This window comes from Gemella haemolysans (assembly GCF_901873445.1).
GTDB classification, from domain to species: domain Bacteria; phylum Bacillota; class Bacilli; order Staphylococcales; family Gemellaceae; genus Gemella; species Gemella haemolysans_C.
Map to the genome: position 1 here is coordinate 122,448 of NZ_CABFLN010000016.1, position 17,377 is coordinate 139,824.

General features: G+C 33.2%; 29 protein-coding genes and 1 other annotated feature. Of the genes, 1 reads left to right on the forward strand and 28 read right to left on the reverse strand.

Annotated features, from left to right (window positions below; all coding sequences use genetic code 11):
• Positions 1-58 precede the first annotated feature (58 nt).
• Positions 59-310, reverse strand: a binding site (T-box leader).
• Positions 311-452: 142 nt separating this feature from the next.
• The 6 genes from JX287_RS02630 to JX287_RS02655 form a co-directional block, all read right to left on the reverse strand.
• Positions 453-1,862, reverse strand: a complete 1,410-nt coding sequence (locus tag JX287_RS02630) for a hypothetical protein (RefSeq protein WP_239650315.1) — start codon at positions 1,860-1,862, stop codon at positions 453-455.
• Positions 1,855-2,721, reverse strand: a complete 867-nt coding sequence (locus JX287_RS02635; protein ID WP_204641662.1) for an ATP-binding cassette domain-containing protein — start codon at positions 2,719-2,721, stop codon at positions 1,855-1,857. The genes JX287_RS02630 and JX287_RS02635 overlap by 8 nt, the downstream gene beginning before the upstream one ends.
• On the reverse strand, positions 2,696-2,839 hold the full coding sequence (locus tag JX287_RS02640) for a hypothetical protein (RefSeq protein ID WP_204641663.1): 144 nt from the start codon (positions 2,837-2,839) through the stop codon (positions 2,696-2,698). Before JX287_RS02640 ends, JX287_RS02635 begins: the two co-directional genes overlap by 26 nt.
• A 2-nt stretch (positions 2,840-2,841) precedes the next feature.
• Positions 2,842-3,210, reverse strand: coding sequence for a GntR family transcriptional regulator (locus JX287_RS02645; RefSeq protein WP_204641664.1), 369 nt, complete (start codon positions 3,208-3,210; stop codon positions 2,842-2,844).
• Positions 3,211-3,343: 133 nt separating this feature from the next.
• Positions 3,344-3,814, reverse strand: coding sequence for a threonine/serine exporter family protein (locus tag JX287_RS02650; RefSeq protein ID WP_048802220.1), 471 nt, complete (start codon positions 3,812-3,814; stop codon positions 3,344-3,346).
• On the reverse strand, positions 3,814-4,584 hold the full coding sequence (locus tag JX287_RS02655) for a threonine/serine exporter family protein (protein ID WP_048802221.1): 771 nt from the start codon (positions 4,582-4,584) through the stop codon (positions 3,814-3,816). The genes JX287_RS02650 and JX287_RS02655 overlap by 1 nt, the downstream gene beginning before the upstream one ends.
• Positions 4,585-5,061: 477 nt before the next feature.
• Here JX287_RS02655 and JX287_RS02660 point away from each other — a divergent pair, with 477 nt between their 5' ends.
• On the forward strand, positions 5,062-6,567 hold the full coding sequence (locus JX287_RS02660; protein WP_204641665.1) for a C69 family dipeptidase: 1,506 nt from the start codon (positions 5,062-5,064) through the stop codon (positions 6,565-6,567).
• Between the two features lie 557 nt (positions 6,568-7,124).
• On the opposite strand, the gene rplQ is transcribed toward JX287_RS02660, so the two are convergent.
• From rplQ to rpsC, 22 genes are read right to left on the reverse strand one after another with little or no spacing between them, the layout of a single operon-like run.
• A complete protein-coding gene (gene rplQ, locus JX287_RS02665) occupies positions 7,125-7,493 on the reverse strand; it encodes a 50S ribosomal protein L17 (RefSeq protein ID WP_003144119.1) in 369 nt (122 codons plus the stop codon).
• Between the two features lie 21 nt (positions 7,494-7,514).
• Complete coding sequence (locus JX287_RS02670) at positions 7,515-8,456, reverse strand: DNA-directed RNA polymerase subunit alpha (RefSeq protein ID WP_204641666.1); 942 nt, start codon at positions 8,454-8,456, stop codon at positions 7,515-7,517.
• A gap of 35 nt (positions 8,457-8,491) precedes the next feature.
• On the reverse strand, positions 8,492-8,881 hold the full coding sequence (gene rpsK, locus JX287_RS02675) for a 30S ribosomal protein S11 (protein WP_003144405.1): 390 nt from the start codon (positions 8,879-8,881) through the stop codon (positions 8,492-8,494).
• A 25-nt stretch (positions 8,882-8,906) separates the two neighbouring features.
• Positions 8,907-9,272, reverse strand: a complete 366-nt coding sequence (gene rpsM, locus JX287_RS02680) for a 30S ribosomal protein S13 (protein WP_003147638.1) — start codon at positions 9,270-9,272, stop codon at positions 8,907-8,909.
• 22 nt (positions 9,273-9,294) lie between these two features.
• Complete coding sequence (gene rpmJ, locus JX287_RS02685; protein ID WP_003144208.1) at positions 9,295-9,408, reverse strand: 50S ribosomal protein L36; 114 nt, start codon at positions 9,406-9,408, stop codon at positions 9,295-9,297.
• Between the two features lie 26 nt (positions 9,409-9,434).
• Positions 9,435-9,650, reverse strand: a complete 216-nt coding sequence (gene infA, locus JX287_RS02690; RefSeq protein WP_003144387.1) for a translation initiation factor IF-1 — start codon at positions 9,648-9,650, stop codon at positions 9,435-9,437.
• Between the two features lie 15 nt (positions 9,651-9,665).
• The gene (locus tag JX287_RS02695) at positions 9,666-10,319 is read right to left on the reverse strand and encodes an adenylate kinase (protein WP_204641824.1); all 654 of its coding nucleotides are present in this window, start codon (positions 10,317-10,319) and stop codon (positions 9,666-9,668) included.
• Between the two features lie 5 nt (positions 10,320-10,324).
• On the reverse strand, positions 10,325-11,629 hold the full coding sequence (secY, locus tag JX287_RS02700; RefSeq protein ID WP_204641667.1) for a preprotein translocase subunit SecY: 1,305 nt from the start codon (positions 11,627-11,629) through the stop codon (positions 10,325-10,327).
• Between the two features lie 3 nt (positions 11,630-11,632).
• On the reverse strand, positions 11,633-12,073 hold the full coding sequence (gene rplO, locus JX287_RS02705; protein ID WP_003147635.1) for a 50S ribosomal protein L15: 441 nt from the start codon (positions 12,071-12,073) through the stop codon (positions 11,633-11,635).
• Positions 12,074-12,104: 31 nt separating this feature from the next.
• Complete coding sequence (gene rpmD / locus JX287_RS02710) at positions 12,105-12,281, reverse strand: 50S ribosomal protein L30 (protein WP_003144406.1); 177 nt, start codon at positions 12,279-12,281, stop codon at positions 12,105-12,107.
• Positions 12,282-12,297: 16 nt separating this feature from the next.
• Entirely contained in the window at positions 12,298-12,795 is a 498-nt protein-coding gene (gene rpsE, locus JX287_RS02715; RefSeq protein ID WP_003144191.1) for a 30S ribosomal protein S5, read from the reverse strand.
• Between the two features lie 20 nt (positions 12,796-12,815).
• Positions 12,816-13,172, reverse strand: coding sequence for a 50S ribosomal protein L18 (rplR, locus tag JX287_RS02720; protein ID WP_048802798.1), 357 nt, complete (start codon positions 13,170-13,172; stop codon positions 12,816-12,818).
• Between the two features lie 27 nt (positions 13,173-13,199).
• Entirely contained in the window at positions 13,200-13,736 is a 537-nt protein-coding gene (rplF, locus tag JX287_RS02725) for a 50S ribosomal protein L6 (RefSeq protein ID WP_204641668.1), read from the reverse strand.
• 23 nt (positions 13,737-13,759) lie between these two features.
• A complete protein-coding gene (gene rpsH / locus JX287_RS02730) occupies positions 13,760-14,155 on the reverse strand; it encodes a 30S ribosomal protein S8 (protein ID WP_204641669.1) in 396 nt (131 codons plus the stop codon).
• A 32-nt stretch (positions 14,156-14,187) separates the two neighbouring features.
• Complete coding sequence (gene rpsN, locus JX287_RS02735) at positions 14,188-14,457, reverse strand: 30S ribosomal protein S14 (protein WP_003144337.1); 270 nt, start codon at positions 14,455-14,457, stop codon at positions 14,188-14,190.
• 21 nt (positions 14,458-14,478) lie between these two features.
• A complete protein-coding gene (gene rplE / locus JX287_RS02740) occupies positions 14,479-15,018 on the reverse strand; it encodes a 50S ribosomal protein L5 (protein WP_003144426.1) in 540 nt (179 codons plus the stop codon).
• A gap of 31 nt (positions 15,019-15,049) precedes the next feature.
• Entirely contained in the window at positions 15,050-15,355 is a 306-nt protein-coding gene (gene rplX / locus JX287_RS02745; protein ID WP_003144415.1) for a 50S ribosomal protein L24, read from the reverse strand.
• Positions 15,356-15,393: 38 nt separating this feature from the next.
• Positions 15,394-15,762, reverse strand: a complete 369-nt coding sequence (gene rplN, locus JX287_RS02750; protein WP_003144098.1) for a 50S ribosomal protein L14 — start codon at positions 15,760-15,762, stop codon at positions 15,394-15,396.
• 39 nt (positions 15,763-15,801) lie between these two features.
• A complete protein-coding gene (rpsQ, locus tag JX287_RS02755; RefSeq protein ID WP_003144356.1) occupies positions 15,802-16,065 on the reverse strand; it encodes a 30S ribosomal protein S17 in 264 nt (87 codons plus the stop codon).
• Positions 16,066-16,080: 15 nt separating this feature from the next.
• Positions 16,081-16,290 (reverse strand): 50S ribosomal protein L29, encoded by a 210-nt coding sequence (gene rpmC, locus JX287_RS02760; protein WP_003147630.1) that lies wholly within the window; start codon positions 16,288-16,290, stop codon positions 16,081-16,083.
• Positions 16,290-16,715 (reverse strand): 50S ribosomal protein L16, encoded by a 426-nt coding sequence (gene rplP / locus JX287_RS02765; protein ID WP_003147629.1) that lies wholly within the window; start codon positions 16,713-16,715, stop codon positions 16,290-16,292. The genes rpmC and rplP overlap by 1 nt, the downstream gene beginning before the upstream one ends.
• Positions 16,716-16,718: 3 nt before the next feature.
• The gene (gene rpsC / locus JX287_RS02770; protein ID WP_003144348.1) at positions 16,719-17,372 is read right to left on the reverse strand and encodes a 30S ribosomal protein S3; all 654 of its coding nucleotides are present in this window, start codon (positions 17,370-17,372) and stop codon (positions 16,719-16,721) included.
• Between the last annotated feature and the right edge of the window lie 5 nt (positions 17,373-17,377).

Below are 17,377 nucleotides of genomic sequence, written 5' to 3' on the forward strand. Positions count from 1 at the left end.
TAAGTATCCTTGTGATTATTTTGAGAAATAAAAAAGTCCTCACAGAAGCTTATGCTTCTGCAAGGACGTCTAATAATTTACGTGTTACCACCTTACTTTATGATATTCTCACAAATATCAACTCAAAAAGTACGCACCAAAATAGAATGGTGTTATACCCTGAAGCGATAACGGGCTCACCCGTAAAGGTCTAATTATTCGACCATTAACACTCAAAGACCATTTTCAAAGTTTCCAATACAATCTCTTTTCACCAACTGAGACTCTCTTTACCATCTTTCACTTTTACTTATCTTATCAACGTGTGAATCATTAACTTGTTATTAAGTATATCAGTAATTTTTTTATGTGTCAACACTTTTTTTGAAAAATTGTGTATTTTCATCAAAAAACTTTACAAAACTCTATAGAATTGTCGGAAAATAAAGAATGGTTTCTGATTTTTGTAAATTTTATATTCTGATCTTTGTTCGGGACAATTTCCAAAGAATAGCCGGCACTAATAATATTGTTAATGCTAAAGCCGCACCTTGGTTAATAGTAAATACATCCACTAATACTATTAATACGAAGGCAAATACTCCTATTAATAATATTAAGTATCCCACTAATGACAGTTTTTCTATTATGAAAAATTCTCCTTCTTTTTCTACATTATGTATTTTATAAACCCTACTTGCTAACAGCATAATTATTGTTAAAATAACTAGGTAAATAATTATATTATCCCAAGAAGTGTATGCGAAATAATAAAATATTGGAACTTTAGGCAAATTATCAAGAAACTTCTCATCTGGGAGATAATTTACAAAGAATAATCTTCCTATAGCAATCCATACTCCTAATGGATAATATATCAATGTAAGAGCTGGAATATACATCGCACCTATACTCAATATACTTCCACAAAAACTTGATAAAATAGCACCTAGTAATACTAACCCTATTCCCAGTATATATATTTTATTATTTATATCAAGTACAGCTGGTACATTATATATTTCTCCTAACAAACTGTTGCTTATAACTGCTATATTAGCTAATCCTGTTAGAATATAAGTAACCATTAAAGTTAAGAATGATAAAATTACTTTGGCAAAGTATACTTTCTCTTTTTCATAAGGTAAGCTCGCTACAAATTTACCAAAATTAGTATGATATTCAACTCCAAAGATTAACAACGGGATTAAAGTTATCAAAATATAATAACCAATATTAGTTCCCTCGTTAAACATAGTTTCTTTTAACTTAATTTTACTAGATTCTAAATTTTCTTTTAAGAAAGTTAATGTTTTTATATTACTAATATCTAATGCTGGAGGGTATATTTTATCTAATTCCTCTTGTTTATCAAAGTACTCCTTGCTACCCGGCTGCATTCTTGACCATTCTTTATACTTAGGAACGTTATTTAGTTCTTCTTCTGTTAAATATTGTTTGTATTTTTCACTCTCACTACCTACAAGTACATTTAGATCCTCATTGTTGGTATAAAATGTCCATAATGCTGTACTAGGAAAATTATGTAAATATGCTCCAACCGCATAAGAATGTTTGATCTCATCTAATTTTTCTTTTGATAATTTTCCCTTATAATTTTTCTGATATTCTTCTTTCAACTTATATAGTTCATGTCTTTTCTTATTTAATTCATCATTAGATGCGCCTTTTCTAATTTCCAATTCCTTAGCTATTCCTGTTGTTAATTGAAAATCATAGACTGCAACTCCATTTTTTAATTTATCTAATTGTTTATTAGTAGTTGTAGCAGCAAATGTTGAGAAGGCAATTAATAGTATAACTAACATAATTGAATATTGTTTCAAATATATACGAATAATTTTTAAAATATCTTTACACATTTTCATCTTCCCCCTTACTATTTAATAAAAAGATATCCTCTAATACAATAGGGAGTTTATCATATTGAAGAAGATCTTTATCTTGAATAATGTCATGAGTAGCATCATAACTTCCCCTCATAATAACCACATAAACTCTTCCAATATTACTAATAATTCTTACATCAGGATTACGGCGTAACTCCTCTGGTATTTTCTCTTGGTACACTAATTGATATTTACTATACTCATCCTTATTAATTTCTTTACCTATTCCAATTCCATCATCTAAATAGACAACCTTATCACTTATATTTTCTAAAGATTGTAATTGATGACTACTAATTAATAATCCAATGCCATCACTTTGAGCATCTAAAATATAATTAACTATCATTTTTGTATTTATCACATCTATCCCATCTAATGGTTCATCTAAAAAGATAAACTTTGTTCGACAAGAAATCCCCAAGATCAAGCTGAAAATAGCTAATTGTCCTTTTGATAATTCAGATAATCTACTGGTTTGTGATAACTTAATTTTTCCTAATTCTGTTTTAAAATATTGTTCATCAAAATTTTCATAAGCTAACTTGTAAAATTCACAAATCCTTTTAATTTTAGAATTTTTAAAATAATCGAATCTATCCGGTATATAAATCAGTTGTTTTTTTATATTTTTATTATCTACACCTTCAATTTCTATTTCCCCAGAATCTTGACTATATATTCCTGATAATATTTTTAATAATGTTGTTTTCCCGCTTCCGTTTCTACCAATAAGTGCTACAATTTCTCCAGCATTTACAGTAAAACTAACATTATTTAATACTATCTTTTTTGAAAATTTTTTATTAATTTTTTCTATCATAAGTTTCATAATTTTTCTCCTTTATCTTTTCTGATATGACTTCGCATAATTTCTCCATCGATAATCCTAAAAATTTCCATTCCATGATTAATTCTTTTAACTTTACATCTATCTTCTTATTATCCATGATTAATCATCCTTTCGAAATTCTAACTTAATTTTTTCTAATAAATCTTCTTCCGAAATTCCCCTTATCTTTACTTCCCTAACCAATTCTTCAATTATCGAATCTATTAGTTCGTAATTTGGAATAATATTGTCAAAATTATTAGTAATGAAAGTACCTCTTCCTACGATTGTTGTGATTATCTTTTCACTTTCCAGCTGTTGAAAAGCTTTTTGAATTGTACTAACATTAACACCCAGCATTTTCGAAAATTCTCTTACCGATGGTAATTTATCTCCCTCTTGTAATAAGTTTTTACTTATCATAGATTTAATTTGATCTACTATTTGTTTATAAATCGGTTTATCTGATAATGAATCAATTTGAAACATAGTAACCTCCTTCCCAAGTGTACCATATACAACCATACATTTTCTACTTAAAGTGTACCATGCATCACCATACATTTCAAGTAAAAAAAGACATAATAATAAATTTTCCAATAAATTATTATGTCTAAATTTTTTATTTATGTTTTTTCTGTAATAATGGGTTTAATACTACCCTAAAAATTGAATCCGCGATTATTATTCCTACTGCAAGTCCTACTGCTCCATAAAAACTATTTAGGAAAATTTTTGCAGAATTTCCGTATTCATCTAGCAATAATGTTCTAAATGCATCGTAAATAGTAACCCCCGGTACTACTGGAACCAGCCCAGGTACGAAGTATACTGTTAAGGGGTTTTTAAATTTTATCGCACAGATTTGGCTTATATTTGCTAGAAGTAGTGAACACACTAAGCTCGACATGAATACACTTTGTCCATGACTCCACATTTCCCAATATCCACACCAACCTATTGCACCAATGACTCCACCTGTTACTAAAGTTTTCTTCGGAACATCACAAACAATTGCGAATGAAACGGAAGATATAAAACTAAAAACGAAGTGATATAGTAATAATAAGGCATGACTTAAAACTGCAATCATTATACCACACCTCCTAATAATCTGACTAGATAATAGACAGTTACAATACCTGCACCTAATGCAAAAGCTACACAGAATGTTTCAATAAATCGGATAGATCCAGATATAAACTGTTTAGCGATTATATCCCTCATGGAGTTCGTAATTGTAATACCGGGTACAAGTGGAACTACAGCCCCTATCATAGCTAATCTTAACGACTGACCATTTAACAATGCAAATCCTAAATAACCTGCTACTCCTCCAGCAAAGGTGCTAATATACTCTGATATAAACGGTGCCTTTAGATATCCTATAACTTTTACATATACATAGAATGCTACCGCTCCAGCTATACTCCCAGGAATTACATCCCAAAAACTTCCCTCAAATATCAATACGATACTTCCACTAAGAATACCTGAACACAGAACTTTAAACCAATTTTTTATCGGACTCTTTTCTGCTTGAACTCTTTTAAGTGCATCATACATATCCAACAGACTAATCTGACCTGATGTATAGGCCCTTGATAAGGTATTTACGGCTGTTGTTTTAGTTAAGTTATATGTTCTATCTGCAACACGTCTAAAATCTGTCCCTATCCCTTCTATTCTTATAAAAATACCCGTTAAAGTTACATGTGTATAATATTCATCCGTCCTAACTTCTCCTACACCTTTTCTAATAATTCTCTCCAGTGTATCCTCTGTTCTATAAACTTCAGCGCCATTTTCCATTAGGATTTTTCCCGCAAGTAAGGCTGTTTTCATTAATAATTTCTCATACATCTCTTTTTCCCAATTAAGATTAGCAAGATAGTCAAAATAAAAAAACTATATATTATTACACAGTTTTAATAAATATCATTTTTAGGATTATCTGTACTACTTTCTAATCTCCCAACCTTTCTTAAATCGTTACCATGGTTATTATATCATAAATATTGTAATAAAAATATACTTTTTATAATTTTATTTTTCTGTTTTTTCATCTTTAATAATTTTTATTATTTATAATGTTTTTAATTTGTTATTATTCTTTTTCCTTTTAATAAAATCTTTATTTTCTTTAAAAAATTTATTTTTTTACGATATTCCCTCAAATCTCTTGAATAAAAAGCATATTAGTATTACAATAAAATTAAAGAATATTTCGTGTAAGGGGGAAATATTATGAAAGTTATATTTTTAAAAACTCTACGAGAATAAATTTTTTTACATATCATATATAAAGTTAACTATTTAAAAATTAGGAGGAGAATTATTATGGGATGCACAACTATTCTTGTAGGAAAAAATGCTAGTTACGACGGTTCAACTATGGTGGCTCGTACTGAGGACTCACCGTCAGGAGTATTTAGATCAAAAAAATTCATAAACGTAAGTCCAGAGGAACAACCTCGTAAATATAAATCTGTTATTTCAAAAGTAGAAATCGAATTACCTAATAATCCGGTACGTTATACTGCAGTACCTAACGCTATTTTAGATAATGGTATTTGGGGACAATGTGGTGCTAATGAATACAATGTTTCAATGAGCGCTACTGAAACTATTACATCTAATGAACGTGTCCTTGGAGCTGATCCATTAGTAGAATATAAACCTGCCGTTGGTAATCCAGGGGACGCTGATTATGTACCTGAACAAGTAGGTGGAATTGGTGAAGAAGATATTTATACAATAGTAATGCCATATATTGCAACTGCAAGAGAAGGTGTTGAATTTCTAGGGAAACTGTTAGAAAAATATGGTACATATGAAATGAACGGAATTGCATTTCAAGATGAAGATGAGATTTGGTGGTTTGAAACTATAGGTGGACATCATTGGATGGCACGCCGCGTTCCTGATGATAGTTATGTAATTATGCCAAACCAACTTGGTATCGATCAATTTGATTTTGATGATGCTTTTGGAGCGAAAAAAGAATATATGTGTTCTGCAGATTTAAAAGAATTTGTAGATAAATATCATTTAGACTTATCTATCGATGGAAACTTTAATCCACGTCACGCTTTTGGTAGTCGTAGTGATGCCGATCATACATATAATACACCTCGTGCTTGGATACTTCAACGCTATTTCAATCCAACATCTAACTCTTATGATGGTATAAATGCTGACTATCGCCCAGATTCTGATAATTTACCTTGGGCTAGAGTACCAGAGAAAAAAATAACTGTTGAAGATATTAAATATGGATTATCTCACCACTACCAAGGAACAGAATATAATTCATATTCTAAAAACATTAATTCTGTTAAAAAAGGAACTTTACGTCCAATCGGTATAAATCGTACTAACTTCTTAGGATTAGTTCAAATAAGACCATATATGCCTGATGAACTTAAATCTATTCAATGGCTAGCTGTTGGTTCTTGTGTGTTTAATGCAATAGTTCCATTCTACACTAACATTAATCGCACACCTGAATACTTAGCTAATACAACTAACCAAGTAACAACTGAAAATTTCTACTGGACTAATCGTTTAATTGCAGCTCTTTGTGATGCTCATTTTGCAGATACTGCTTCACATATTGAACGTTATCAATTAAAAGTTCAATCACAATCACGAGAACTTCTTAATAAATATGATGAAGAATTTATAGAAACTAAGGTTTCTAAAGAAGCCGCTAAAGATTATCTAGAAAAAGCTAACGATAAAATTGCTAAAGAACTTAAAGTTCAAACAGATGATTTATTAGATAAAGCACTATTTACAGCAAGCTGTAATATGAGAAATAAATTCGCAAGATCAGATGCGTAATATTAAAGAAGAACCATGTGGTATTTTCCATATGGTTCTTTAATTTTACATTGTTTATCTGAAAAGTAAGTATTCAGTACGTATTTTACACGTAACGATTTCTACGAATCGAAGATTCTAGAAATCTCAACGACGCGGCAGTAGACGTACTCCAATCACCTTCAGCTATCGCTTTACTTCTTGGCACGTCCTTGCGTACTTTGTACCTAACGTATTCTTTCCATAGTATCCTAATTTCACTTTGTCAATTCCCAGTTGGAACTAAAAATTTCTTTCGTCTCTTCTTTCCTTAGAAATTTAGTTCCTTTTACGTACAAAGCAAAAAAAGACTACCTTGCCTGGTAATCTTTTAAAGTATAATTAGATTTAATTTTTAAAGGGACAAAAGGGTATCCTAGCGATATGCTAGGATACATTAGAGCTAGACGACGTAGCCTTTTCCTACGCATTTCAAGCACTCTTTTGCCAAAAAAATTAGTTTAAATTCTTGTTGTATGTGTTGTTTAGTTGTGTGTGTGTGTGTATGTAGTATGTTATTGTTGTATGAAAAATTTTTATTAAACTAATTCTATAATAGCTGTTTCTGCACCATCACCTTTACGTGGTCCAACACGTAGAATACGAGTGTATCCACCGTTACGGTCTGCATATTTAGGTGCTACTTCTTCAAATAATTTTTTAAGAGCTAATTGACTCTTACCTTCTTCAGTTGCTACTGCAACAGGTTGGATGAATTTAGCTGCATTACGTCTTGCTGCTAGATCACCTTTTTTACCTAATGTAATCATTTTTTCTGCTAATGAACGAACTTCTTTCGCTCTTGTAACAGTTGTTTCAATTCTACCGTGTACTAGTAGAGCAGTTACTAAGTTTCTTAACATCGCTTTACGGTGAGCTGATGTACGTCCTAATTTTCTGTAACCCATTAGTGTGCCTCCTTGTTAGTATTATTCTTCTTTGAATCCTAGTTCTAACTCTTGAAGTTTAATTTTAACTTCTTCTAGAGATTTACGACCTAAGTTTCGTACTTTAATCATTTCTTGTTCTGTTTTGTTAGCTAATTCTTGTACTGTGTTAATTCCTGCACGTTTTAAGCAGTTGTAACTACGTACTGATAAGTCTAATTCTTCAATTGTCATTTCTAACATTTGAACTTTGTTATCTTCTTCTTTAGCTACCAATATTTCAGCAGCTTTTGCTTCTTCAGACATTTCCATAAATAATTCTAAGTGTGAAATTAGAATTTTTGATGCTAATGCTAAAGCGTCGTTAGCTGTAATTGAACCATTAGTAGTAACATCTAAGATTAGTTTATCAAAGTCAGTGCTTTGACCTACCCTAGTTTTTTCTACTGTATAGTTAACTTTTGATACTGGTGTATAAATTGAATCGATTGGAATAACTCCGATTGGTAAGTCACGTTTTTTGTTACCATCAGCTGGTACAAACCCACGTCCTTTTCCAACGTAAATAATCATTTCAAAATGACCACCTTCAGATACTGTTGCAATGTGTTGATCAGTATTTACTACTTCGATATCAGAATCGATAGCGATGTCTGCTGCAGTAACAACCGCAGGGCCTTTAACACTGACTGAAACTTGTTTTTCTTCTTCAGAATGAACTACAAACGCTATGTTTTTAACGTTCATAATAATTTCAGTAACATCTTCTACAACACCTTTAATTGCTTGGAATTCGTGTTGAACTCCTTCAATATCGATGCTTCTTGCTGCTGCTCCTGGTAATGATGAGATTAACATTCTTCTCAATGAATTACCTAATGTAGTTCCATATCCACGTTCAAGTGGTTCAACTACAAAGCGACCAAATCTCTTATCTGATGATTCTTCAATGATTTGAATTTTTGGTTTTTCTATTGCTAACATTATGTTAAACCTCCTAAATTTTGTCTATGTTATTATTATACACGACGACGTTTAGGCGGGCGACATCCATTGTGAGGAACTGGAGTTACGTCTTTGATTGATGTAACTTCTAATCCTGCAGATTGTAATGCACGAATTGCTGCTTCACGTCCTGCACCTGGACCTTTAACTGTTACATCTACATATTTCATTCCGTGTTCCATAGCTTGTTTAGCTGCTGCTTCACTTGCCATTTGTGCTGCGAATGGAGTAGATTTTCTAGAACCTTTGAATCCTAGCGCTCCTGCACTTGACCATGATACTGCATTACCATGTTCATCTGTAATTGTTACGATTGAGTTGTTGAATGTAGAACGAATGTGTGCAACACCATTTTGTATATTTTTTTTCACACGACGTTTACGTGATTGTTGTTTACGAGCCATAGTTGTGTTTCTCCTCCTATCCTAATTATTTTTTCTTGTTCGCAACTGTTTTCTTAGGACCTTTACGAGTACGAGAATTGTTTTTAGTATTTTGTCCTCTTACTGGTAGTCCACGACGGTGACGGATTCCTCTGTAACATCCGATTTCCATTAGACGTTTGATGTTTAATGAAACTTCACGACGTAAGTCACCTTCTGTTTTGTAGTTATCTACGATTTCACGAATTTTATCTAGTTGTTCACCTGTTAAGTCTTTAACTCTCACATCTTCAGAAACTCCAGCTTCTTTTAAGATTTTTTGAGAAGTTTTTAAACCTATACCATATACATAAGTTAGTGATATAACAACGCGTTTTTCACGTGGAATATCGACTCCTGCTATACGTGCCATTAAGTTTGCACCTCCTAATTAATTATCCTTGTTTTTGTTTATGTTTTGCGTTTTCGCAAATCACTAATACTTTACCACCACGACGAATTACTTTACATTTGTCACAGATTTTTTTTACTGATGGTCTTACTTTCATCGTTATTTCCTCCTTGAGTTTATAACTTACTTGAATCTATAAGTTATTCTACCTTTTGTCAGGTCATACGGACTCATTTCTACTGTAACTTTATCACCTGGTAAAATTCTTATATAATTCATTCTGATTTTTCCAGAAACATGAGCTAAAATAATATGACCATTTTCTAATTCTACTTTAAACATTGCATTCGGCAAGTTTTCTACTACTAAACCTTCTACTTCAATGACATCTTTTGCCATACTTTTCCTCCCTGACTATTTCAGTTTGTCTAATATATTTTGTACGTCTTGGAAAACTACTTTGATGTCTTGGTCACCATTAACATTTTCAACTACACCTTCTTTTTGACTGTAGAAGTCTAAAAGAGGTTTTGTTTGTTTAATATTAACTTCTAAGCGACTTCCAACTGTTTCTTCGTTGTCATCACTTCTTTGGTATAGTTCACCACCATCATTATCACAAACACCTTCAACTTTTGTAGGGTTGAAAATCAAGTGATAAGTGTTTCCACATTGTTTACAGATTCTTCTACCTGTTAAACGAGGTAACAGAATAGCTGGATCTACATCGATGTTTAATACTTTATCGATTTTTCTATTAGTTTTTGCTAAAATTTGATCAAGGGCTTCAGCTTGTTCTACTGTTCTTGGAAAACCGTCAAGTAAAAAGCCTTCTTTTGCATCTTCTTGATTCAATCTTTCTTCAACTAATCCTATAGTTACACTGTCAGGAACAAGTTGTCCTTTATCAATATAACTTTTTGCTTCTTTTCCAAGCGGAGTCTCATTTTTAATAGCAGCTCTAAACATATCTCCAGTTGAAATATGCGGAATTGGATAATTCACTTTAATTTGCTCTGCTTGAGTACCTTTACCCGCTCCTGGTAATCCCATTAAAATAATATTCATCATAATTATTTACCACCTTTTCGTCCTGTAATGAAACTTCTATAGTTCTTCTCTGTTAATTGAGTATTAAGTTGTTTAACTGTCTCTAGCGCTACACTGACAACAATTATTAAACTTGTACCACCAATTTGAACAGATGCTGGTAATTTTGCAATGCTGGTGAATATTGTCGGAAGAACCGAAACAGCTGCTAGGAATATTGAACCTACAAACGTTAGTCTGTATAAAATACCTGTAATGTATTGTTCAGTTTTTTTACCTGGTCTAACCCCTGGAACAAAACTTCCTTGTTTTCTTAAATTATCAGCCATTTTTTCTGGGTTAACTTGCACCATTACATAGAAGTAACAGAACGCAATAATTAATACTACGTATAATGTTAATCCTAGAACATGACTGAAATCGAAATATGATACAATTCTTTGTAACTTTTCGTTATTAGGTGCGAATATCGCAATAGTTCTAGGTAATTGTAAGAATGCTATAGCGAAGATTACCGGGATAACCCCTGCACTATTCACTTTAAGAGGCAAGTATGTTGATCTTGCTCCTAACATTCTACGACCTGCTCTCTGTTGAGAGTATTGAATAGGAATTTTACGGTTTGCTTCTTGTATATAAACTACAGCAGCAACAATCCCTACTACAATAATTGCTACAATAACAATTTTTAAAATTGCTAATGTAAGGTTTTCAGCATCTCTAATTTGAGATTCATAAACTTGTATGAATTCCATTGGTAAACGAGCAATAATACCCGCTAAGATAATGATAGATACACCATTACCAACACCATATTGAGATATCTGGTCCCCTAGCCATAGTAATAATGCTGTACCAGCAGTTAAAACTACAGCTACTGTAATGAATCCTAGAATTGATGTATCTTTAATTAATCCTTGATATGCATTATTAAATCCATAAGACATAATAAGCGATTGGATGAATGCTAAGATAATTGCTAAGACTCTAGTCAATTTTTGAGTTTTTTTATGTCCAACTTCACCTTGTTTAGACCACTCAGTTAATGTAGGAATAACATCCATTTGCATAAGTTGAATTACGATAGATGCTGTAATGTAGGGCATAATACCCATAGCAAAAACAGAAAACTGTTGTAATGCTCCTCCTGCAAATGTATTAAATATTCCGAATAATCCAGATGCATCCTGATTTTTAAGAACATCTGCATCTACCCCAGGTACCGGTAAAAATGAACCGATACGGAATAGGAATATACCAAATAGGGTAAATAAAATTTTGTTACGAGTTTCTTTAACTTTAAATAAATTTAGTGATGCACTAAACATATATTATAGCACCTCGCAAACTCCTCCAGCTGCTTCGATAGCTTCTTTTGCTGAAGATGAGAATTTGTGAGCTTGTACAGTTAATTTTTTCTCTAATTTACCGTTAGCTAATACTTTAACACCTGAAAGTTCTTTTTTAATAACTTTAGTTTCTAATAATAGAGCAGGTGATACTACAGTACCATCTTCAAATTTATTTAAGTCGTTAAGATTTACAACTGCAAATTCTTTTCTATTTACATTGTTAAATCCACGTTTTGGAATACGTCTGAATAATGGGTTTTGTCCACCTTCAAATCCTGGGCGAACTCCACCACCACTACGTGCTTTTTGTCCTTTTTGACCACGTCCTGAAGTTTTACCATTTCCTGATCCAATCCCACGACCTACTCTGTTACGCTCTTTACGAGAACCTTCAACTGGTTGTAATTCATGTAATTTCATTTAGACTAGCACCTCCTTGTATTAATAATTCTTATTTTTCTTCTACTGTTACTAAGTGTGAAACTTTGTTGATCATTCCACGAATCGCAGCGTTGTCTTTGTGTTCAACTGTTTGGTGCATTTTTTTAAGACCAAGAGCTTCAACTACTTTTCTTTGATTCTTTGGACGACCAATAGTACTACGAGTTAGGGTTACTTTTAATGTCATGTTCTTTTCCCTCCTCTTATCCTAATAATTCTTCCACAGATTTACCACGTAAAGCTGCTACATGTTCTACTGTTTGTAATCTTGTTAATCCTTCGATTGTAGCACGAACCATGTTTACTGGTGTGTTTGAACCTAATGATTTTGATAAGATATTTGAAATACCTGATAATTCTAATACGGCACGAACTGGTCCACCAGCGATAACCCCTGTACCAGGTGCAGCTGGTTTGATTAATACTGAACCTGCTCCAAATTGCCCGATGATTTCGTGAGGTATTGTTCCGTTAACTACTGGTACAGTAATTAAGTTGTGTTTTGCAGCTTCAACTGCTTTTCTGATTGCATCTGGTACCTCTTGAGCTTTACCAGTGCCAAATCCTACGCGACCATTTTTGTCACCTACTACTACTAAAGCAGAGAAACGGAAACGACGTCCACCTTTAACAACTTTAGCTACACGACGAATGGCAACTACGCGTTCTTCAAATTCTTTTTTGATTTCTTCTTGACGCATCTACTTATTTCCCTCCTTTATTAGAATACAAGTCCGTTTTCACGTGCTGCTTCAGCTAATGCTTTAACACGTCCGTGATATAGGTATCCTCCACGGTCGAAAACAACTTTTTCAATTCCTTTAGTTTTAGCTACTTCTGCGATTAATTTTCCAACTTCTTTAGCTGCTTCTACACTTGATTTAGAAACATTTTCAAGTTTTAATGAAGAAGCTTGTGCTAATGTAACACCTTTAGTGTCATCAATAATTTGTGCGTAAATGTTTGTGTTTGAACGGTATACGTTTAAACGTGGAACCTCAGTAGTTCCTTGAACTTTAACACGTACTCTTGCGTGTCTTTTTTTACGAACTTTATTTTTATCAAGTTTCGTAATCATATTTGAAACACTCCTTTCTGTTATCTATTATTTACCAGTTTTTCCTTCTTTACGGCGAACATATTCACCAACGTAGCGAATACCTTTACCTTTATAAGGTTCTGGAGGACGTACTGCACGAACTTTAGCTGCGTATTGTCCTACTACTTCTTTGTTAATACCTTCGATACTAACTTTAGTGTTTCCTTCAACACCTAATTTAATTCCATCGATTTCTTCGAATTCAACTGGGTGAGAGTATCCAACACTTAGTACTAATTTTTTACCTTGCATTTGAGCACGGTATCCAACCCCGATTAATTCAAGTTCTTTTTTGAATCCAGTTGATACACCTTCAACCATGTTTGCTAAGATAGCACGAGTTGTTCCGTGTACTGTACGGTGACGTTTTGAATCAGATGGACGTACTACTGCGATTTCACTTCCTTCAATGTTGAAAGTCATGTCTTTATCAAATTGTTGTTTTAATTCACCTTTAGGTCCTTTAACTGTTGCGAAGTTATCAACGATGCTAACTTCAACCCCTGCAGGTACTGTAATAACTTTATTACCTATACGTGACATTTAATTGGCACCTCCTTATAATATTACCAGATGTAAGCTAATACTTCTCCACCTGTGTTATTTTTACGAGCAACTTTATCAGTTACAACTCCAGTTGAAGTTGATACGATTGCTATTCCTAGTCCGTTTAATACTCTTGGCAGTTCATCTGCTTTAGCGTATACACGTAAACCAGGTTTTGAAATTCTTTTAATTCCTTTGATTACTCTTTCACCTTTTGAGTATTTAAGAGTAAGTTTAAGTTTTCCTTGTTTGTTATCTTCGATGTATTCTACATCATTGATGAAACCTTCTTGTTTTAAGATTTCTGCAATTTGCTTTTTAATATTTGACGCAGGTAATTCTAATGTTTCGTGCTTAACCATGTTAGCATTACGAATACGTGTTAGCATATCTGCGATAGGATCTGTCATTGTCATTAGGATAAATCCTCCTTTCTTCTACTAATATATTACCAACTTGCTTTTTTAACTCCAGGAATTTGTCCTTTGTAAGCTAATTCACGGAATTTAATACGGCTGATTCCAAATTTTCCAATGTATCCGTGAGGACGTCCAGTTATGCTACAACGATTGTGTAAACGAGCTGGAGCTGAGTTTTTTGGAAGTTTGCTAAGTCCGATGTAATCACCTTTAGCTTTTAATTCCGCTCTTTTAGCTGCATACTTGTCAACTAATTTTTGGCGTTTTAATTCACGCTCTACCATTGCTTTTTTAGCCATGTGTCTTTTACCTCACCTTTCTTATTTTGCGAATGGCATTCCACATTGTGTTAATAACTCACGAGCTTCTTCATCAGTGTTAGCTGTAGTTACTATAACGATGTCCATACCACGTACTTTACTTACTTTATCGTAATCAATTTCAGGGAAAATTAATTGTTCTTTAACACCTAGTGTGTAGTTACCACGACCATCGAATGCTTTTTTAGAAACACCGTGGAAGTCACGTACACGTGGAAGTGCTACAGTTACTAATTTGTCGAAGAATTCATACATTCTTTCTCCACGTAAAGTAACTTTAGCCCCGATAGGCATACCTTCACGAAGTCTGTAAGTAGCGATTGATTTTTTAGCTCTTGTTACTAATGGTTTTTGACCAGAAATTAAAGCTAATTCTGCTACTGCGTTGTCTAGGGCTTTAGAGTTTTGCACAGCATCACCTACACCCATGTTAATTACGATTTTTTCAATTTTTGGTACTTGCATTACACTGCTGTACTCAAATTTTGTCATTAATTCTTTTGTTATCTCAGATTTAAATTTATCTTCTAAACGAGCCATCTAAAATAGTGCCTCCTTTCTTCAACTATTATTATATTTCTTTTCCTGATTTTACTGCGATACGTACTTTCTTACCATCTTTTGTTTCGAAACGTACTCTTGTCGCTTTTCCAGTTTCAGGATCTTGTAACATTACGTTTGATACGTGAATTGCTGCTTCTTTTTCAACGATTCCACCTTGAGGTGCATCTTGAGAATTTTTAACGTGTTTTTTAATGATGTTAACACCTTCTACAACAACACGATCTTTTTTAGGTTGTGCTTCGATTACTGTACCAACTTTACCTTTGTCTTTACCAGTAATTACTACAACTTTATCACCTTTTTTAATGAACATTTCTTGTTAACCTCCTTCTTTACTGTACTTTTTTCAAATTATAATACTTCTGGAGCTAGTGATACGATTTTCATGTAGTTACCGTCTCTTAATTCACGAGCAACTGGTCCGAAAATACGTGTACCACGTGGGCTCTTATCATCACGGATAATTACACAAGCATTTTCATCAAATTTAATATATGAACCGTCGTTACGACGAGCTCCTGTTTTTGTACGAACGATTACGGCTTTAACTACTTCACCTTTTTTAACAACTCCACCTGGTGTTGCTTTTTTAACAGAACATACAATTACGTCACCAATGTTAGCAACTTTACGTCCTGAACCACCTAGAACTTTAATTGTTAAAACTTCTTTTGCTCCTGAGTTATCAGCCACTTTTAAGCGTGTTTCTTGTTGAATCATGCGCTTTTTGCCTCCTTCTTAGGGTTTATCCTAGTTTTATTAGATTATAACTGCTTCTTCTACTACTTCTACTAAACGGAAGTTTTTAGTTGCAGATAATGGACGAGTTTCCATTATTTTAACGATATCATTTAATTTAGCAACATTGTTTTCATCATGTGCTTTGAATTTTTTAGAATATTTTACACGTTTACCGTATAGAGGATGTTTTTTGTAAGTTTCTACTAAAACTGTGATTGTTTTGTCCATTTTATCAGAAACTACTTTTCCAACGTAAACTTTTCTATCATTTCTCTCAGTCATGTTTGCCTCCTATTATTATTTATTCGCTAATTCTCTTTCGCGAATAACAGTTTTCATACGAGCGATTGATTTTCTAACTTGACTAATACGAGCTGTATTTTCTAATTGACCAGTTGCCAATTGGAAGCGTAAGTTGAAAAGCTCTTCTTTTAATTCTTTGATTTTTGCTTCTAACTCTTGTGAAGTTAATTCTCTAATCATTGATTTGAATTCATTTGTTTTCATTATGCTTCACCACCTGTTTCTTCACGTTTTACAAATTTACATTTAACAGGTAACTTGTGAGATGCAAGTCTTAGAGCTTCACGTGCAACTTCTTCACTTACTCCAGCAACTTCGAACATCACTCTACCTGGTTTAACGATTGCAACCCATCCTTCTACTGCACCTTTACCAGATCCCATACGTACTTCTAATGGTTTTTTAGTGTAAGGCATGTGAGGGAAGATCTTAATCCAAACTTTACCACCACGTTTCATATAACGAGTCATCGCTATACGAGCAGCTTCTATTTGACGAGAAGTAACTCTTGCTGCAGTAGTAGCTTGTAATCCATATTCACCGAAATCTACTACGTTTCCGCCTTTAGATTTACCTTTTGTTGATTGTCTGTGTTGACGACGATATTTAACACGTTTAGGCATTAACATAAATTAGTTACCTCCTTTTTCAGATTTTCTAGTTGGTAATACTTCACCACGGTTAATCCAAACTTTAACTCCAAGTTTACCATAAGTTGTATCTGCTTCTTCGTGAGCGTAATCGATGTCTGCTCTTAATGTGTGTAGTGGCACTGAACCTTCTGAGTAGTGTTCTGCACGAGCGATATCTGCTCCACCAAGACGTCCTGATACTTGAGTTTTGATTCCTTTAGCTCCTGCTCTCATAGCTCTTTGGATAGCTTGTTTTTGAGCACGACGGAATGATACACGAGCTTCTAATTGACGAGCAATGTTTTCAGCTACTAATTTAGCGTCGATATCAACTTTTTTGATTTCAACTACATTAATGTGTACTCTTTTTCCAGTTAATTTGTTTAATTCTAATCTTAATTTATCGATTTCAGAACCACCTTTACCGATAACCATACCTGGTTTACCAGTGTGTACTGAAATATTTACTTTCTTATCAAATCTTTCAATTTCTACTTTAGAAACTGAAGCGTCTTTTAATTGTTTACTGATGAACTCACGGATTTTGAAATCTTCGTGTAAGTTAGCAGCGAAATCTTTTTCCGCATACCATTTTGAATCCCAATCACGAATAACTCCAACACGTAAGCCTATTGGATGTACTTTTTGACCCACAGTTT